The sequence below is a fragment of the Phyllobacterium sp. genome (assembly GCF_037994405.1).
In the GTDB taxonomy this organism is placed as follows: domain Bacteria; phylum Pseudomonadota; class Alphaproteobacteria; order Rhizobiales; family Rhizobiaceae; genus Phyllobacterium.
The window spans coordinates 1-4,334 of the sequence record NZ_JBBNAN010000255.1; the positions used below are offsets into that span (position 1 = coordinate 1).

The following is a 4,334-nucleotide window of genomic DNA, read 5'->3' on the forward strand; positions in this document are numbered from 1 at the left end:
ACCCGGCTGGAGGCGCTCGGCCTTGCCATTGCCTTGCCGGAAAATGGCCTCGACGCCGATATTCTTGGGAGGGCTGTCGAGACAGCCATGTCGCAGCCGAAACCTCTGGCGCACACACTCAACTTGAATGGGGCGCAGCGCACAGCAGAAGTGCTGCGCTCGCTTCTTTAGTGCAAGCTATCGGGAGTTGATGTCCGAACGCAACGTCGATGTTTCGGCTTATGCCGCTTTAAAAGGTCTTTCTCGAGGAAAGACGCGGAACGATCATGGGAACGATGAAATGTTCAACATCGCTCATTTCAACCGTTTCCCCAGGCGCGTTCTTGCTATCCGTGCAACGAATCAAACTGCCCGACGCCCACGTCATTGACAAGGGAAGTTGGGAACCCATGTCATATAGCGTTCACGGTTTGGATGCTGTAGGCTTGGGCGATTCAATCATGGAGTTCGTCCATGTGCTCTTCAAACGTTTCAATACTTGAAATTTCTGCTCAATTCGCAGCTCACGGTTGTCTATGGAAAAAAGTCTAGGTCGCTATATCTGGTCGAACACGCGGCTGCAGCAGATATGGATTCTGCTCGTCGTGGCTGCCTCGATGGTACCCTATTTCCTCTCGTTCGATCTGCCGAAGCAGATTGTCAACGGTCCGATCCAGGGTAGGGGGTTCGACACGCCTGGCGCAATGCAAACCTTCATGCGCATTCAGTACGATATTCCTTATATCGGCAAGGTCATGTTTTTCGAAGGGCTGCAGCTGACCCGCTTCCAGATGCTGATGGCGCTCAGCCTGGTGTTCCTGCTGCTTGTCATCATAAACGGGTTGTTCAAGCTTTATATCAATACCTACAAGGGCCGGCTTGGCGAGCGCATGCTGCGGCGTATCCGTTTCGAACTGATCGATCGCGTGCTTCGTTTTCCACCTTCCCAGTTCAAACGGGTGAAATCAGCAGAAATCGCCACGATGATCAAGGACGAGGTCGAGCCAATGGGCGGCTTTACCGGCGACGCCTTCGTCCAGCCGGCGCTACTTGGCGGACAGGCCGTTACAGCGCTCGTGTTTATCATCATGCAGAACTTCTGGCTTGGTATGATTGCCGCAGCCATTGTCGCCGTGCAGGGCGTTGTGATCCCGCGCATGCGCAAACGATTGCTGGACCTTGGCCGCAAGCGTCAGTTGACCGCCCGGGAACTATCCGGCCGCGTTGGCGAAATTGTCGACGGCATTGGGACCATTCACGGCAATGACACTTCAAACTTCGAGCGTGCCGATATCGCCGCCCGGTTAGGTCAAATTTTCTCGATCCGCTATGACCTCTACCAGTGGAAGTTCCTGGTAAAGTTCATCAACAATTTCCTGGCTCAGGTTACGCCCTTCCTGTTCTATTCGATTGGCGGTTTCCTTGCTTTGCAAGGTCGGCTTGACATCGGCCAGCTCGTTGCGGTCATCAATGCATATAAGGATCTCCCCGGCCCGCTCAAGGAGCTGATTGATTGGGATCAGGCCCGCCAGGACGTACAGGTCAAATATGCGCAGGTCGTCGAACAATTCAACGTGGACCGCCTTGTCGATCCGCAGATCCAGGCCTTGGCCCCCGAGCCCGTCAATCGTCTTGAACACTCTTTGCATGCGATCAATCTTACACTTTCCGATGATAGCGGCGCCCCGCTGCTCCGCCATGTCTCGCTGGAGATAGACCCCGGTGAGACCGTTGCGATCGTCGGCAGTGCCGGCAGCGGCGCCGAGCCGCTCGCCGAGGCTTTCGCCCGGCTCATCTGGCCAGACCAGGGCCGTATCACGATCGACGGCAAGGACATTCTCGAACTGCCGGAATCGGTAACGGGGCGGCGTATCGCGTATGCCTCCTCCGACACCTATTTCTTCCACGGAACATTGAGGGACAACCTTCTCTACGGCCTCAAGCATGCTCCATTGACCAAGGTCGAATATGAGGGAAAAAACGCGGCGCAGTATAAGTGGAACATCCATGAGGCACGCCGTGCCGGCAACCCCGAACTCGACCTCAACAGCGACTGGGTCGACTACGTCTCTGCCGGCGTGACTGGCCCGAATGATCTCTTCAAGGTGGTGCGGCCGGTGCTCGATGCTGTGATAATTTCGCAGGATATTCTCGACATGGCGCTGCGCTCCACGGTGAACACGGCTACCCATGCCGACCTCACCGATCGGATCGTCGAATTGCGGCAGGCGCTGCGCAAGCGCCTCAAGAAGGAGGATCTCGACGATCTCGTCGTGCCATTCAAGCTCGATGCCTATAACACGCAGGCGACGGTCGGCGAAAATCTCCTGTTTGGATCCATGAAGCGGCCGATGATGACCAACCGCAAATTAGCCGCGCATCCCTATTTCCGCTCTGTGTTACGTGAAAACGATCTGCTGATCGATCTCTACAGGATGGGTCTCGAAATCGCCGAAAACGCTGTGGAACTGTTCCAGGATCTGCCGCCGGATCATCCCTTCTTCCAGCAATTGACCTTCATGACCGCCGACGACATCCCGGTCTATCAGCAGCTTCTGCAGAAGCTGCAGGGCCGGGGCATAGAGGCTGCATCGTCCGATGAACGGACAAGCATTATTCGGCTGAGCTTCTCCTATATCGAGCCGAGACACCGCTTTGGTCTATTGAACGACGAACTCATGGCAAAGATCGTCGATGCACGCGCCCGGTTCCACAGCAATTTGCCTGAAGATCTCCAGGCAGTGATCGAACCCTATGATCCGGAACGTTTCATCGCCTCAGCAACCCTGATCGATAATGTCTTATTCGGCAGGATCGGGTTCACGCAAGCCGACAGCTCGGAACGGATCAGCTCGATTTTGCGCGACATTTTCGACCGTCTCGATCTGTTCGAAAGTGTCCTCTCGATCGGTCTGGATTTCGACGTGGGTTCGGGTGGTAAACGCCTGACCAATGTGCAGAGACAGAAGCTCAACATGGCGAGAGCTATGCTCAAGCGTGCAGATTACGTGATCTTCAATCGTCCTTTGCCGGCTCTTGACCAGCGTGTTCAGGACCAGATTACCCACAATATCATGGAGAATTTGCATGAGGAGGGCCATGCCCCCTCTATCATCTGGGTCTTGTCCAATACTGCACTTGCCAATCTGTTCGATCGTGTGATTGTCTTCGACAAGGGGACTCTGGTCGAAGAGGGAACGCACGCGACTCTTTTGGAGAAAAACGGTATATTCAAAGAACTGGTGTCATAATGGTCGGGGAATATGAGACCGTTCCATGGGGGCAAAGTGGACTCGATGTTACTGAAAGATGAAGTCGAGATGTTGCGGCGAGTGCCGCTGTTTTCTGGAGTTGCGCCAGCCAAGCTGAAGCTTCTGGCCTTTACATCCGATCGCGTCAGCTACAAGGCCGGCCAGACACTGTTCCGCCAGGGCGATCCCGCCGATGCCGCCTATGTCATCCTTACTGGCGCAGCCGATATTCTGTCGGATAGCCCAAGCGGCGAGATCAAGGTCGCCGAAATCGAACACGACTCCATCGTCGGTGAAATCGCCATTCTTTGCGATGTGTCGCGCACAGCAACCGTCAGGGCGAATTCGGCCCTTGAAGCCCTGCGCATCAGCAAGGACCATTTCCTCAAGCTCCTGAGCGACTATCCGGAGATGACCATCGAAATTATGCGGGTCCTGGCCGATCGTCTCAGCCATACGACGACCGAGCTCAGCGAGGCGCGCAGCAAACAGAAGCAGGCGGCGAAGTAACGGCCAGCAGTCCTTTTTCTTAACAATTTCCCCTGGTGTTCGTATGTCCCCGTCGCGTGAGATTGACCTGTGGGTCTTTCTACCAGCTATCTGTTAGATACTTCCATTTTGTCCATCTTCGCGCCCGGGAAACCTCCTGTCGCGACCAATGTTGAGCGATGGATCCGAGACAACGCAGGAAAATTCCTTATTCCCACAGTCGCCTCCCTGGAAATTGACCGCGGCATTGCAAAACTCAGGCGCGCTGGCGGCACTGCCCGTGCCGACGCCTCACCGTCCTTTGCGCAAATGTGAAGCATTTCGAGAAGTTGCCGGTCACTGTGATCAACCCGCTGACTGATCCGCTTCCGGCGTAATCTCGCCGCTCACCAGATCAACTGCAAAATTGCGTGAAGGCAGACCCGATAGATAGCGGTCCATCATTCGCAGCATCCGCCCAAACCGTTCCTGGGCACAGCCGATCTGATTAGCAATGTGCCTGGAATAGACCTCGATCAGGAAGCGATAGGCCGCAAGCCGCTGCGGCGAAATGCGCTCGAGTGCCATCTCGCTTCCCAGGCGCAGGCGGTACCAATCGCCAAGCAAGCCGAGAAC

2 protein-coding genes and 1 pseudogene are annotated in these 4,334 nt (G+C 55.4%); 2 read left to right on the plus strand and 1 reads right to left on the minus strand.

Going from position 1 to position 4,334, the window contains the following annotated elements:
• The first annotated feature begins 515 nt into the window (after positions 1–515).
• Both AAAC48_RS14245 and AAAC48_RS14250 read left to right on the plus strand, forming a co-directional pair.
• Positions 516–3,230, plus strand: coding sequence for an ABC transporter ATP-binding protein (locus tag AAAC48_RS14245; protein WP_340654806.1), 2,715 nt, complete (start codon positions 516–518; stop codon positions 3,228–3,230).
• Between the two features lie 45 nt (positions 3,231–3,275).
• Positions 3,276–3,740: a cyclic nucleotide-binding domain-containing protein gene (locus tag AAAC48_RS14250; protein ID WP_340654807.1), complete on the plus strand. Its 465-nt coding sequence runs from the start codon at positions 3,276–3,278 to the stop codon at positions 3,738–3,740.
• Between the two features lie 324 nt (positions 3,741–4,064).
• On the opposite strand, the pseudogene AAAC48_RS14255 reads toward AAAC48_RS14250, so the two are convergent.
• Positions 4,065–4,334, minus strand: a pseudogene (locus tag AAAC48_RS14255) (hypothetical protein); the annotation flags it as partial.

Bases quoted from the DNA above. Each gene is read 5' to 3' on its own strand.
- AAAC48_RS14245 (WP_340654806.1), top strand. From the start codon at position 516: ATGGAAAAAAGTCTAGGTCGCTATATCTGGTCGAACACGCGGCTGCAG.
- AAAC48_RS14250 (WP_340654807.1), top strand. From the start codon at position 3,276: ATGTTACTGAAAGATGAAGTCGAGATGTTGCGGCGAGTGCCGCTGTTT.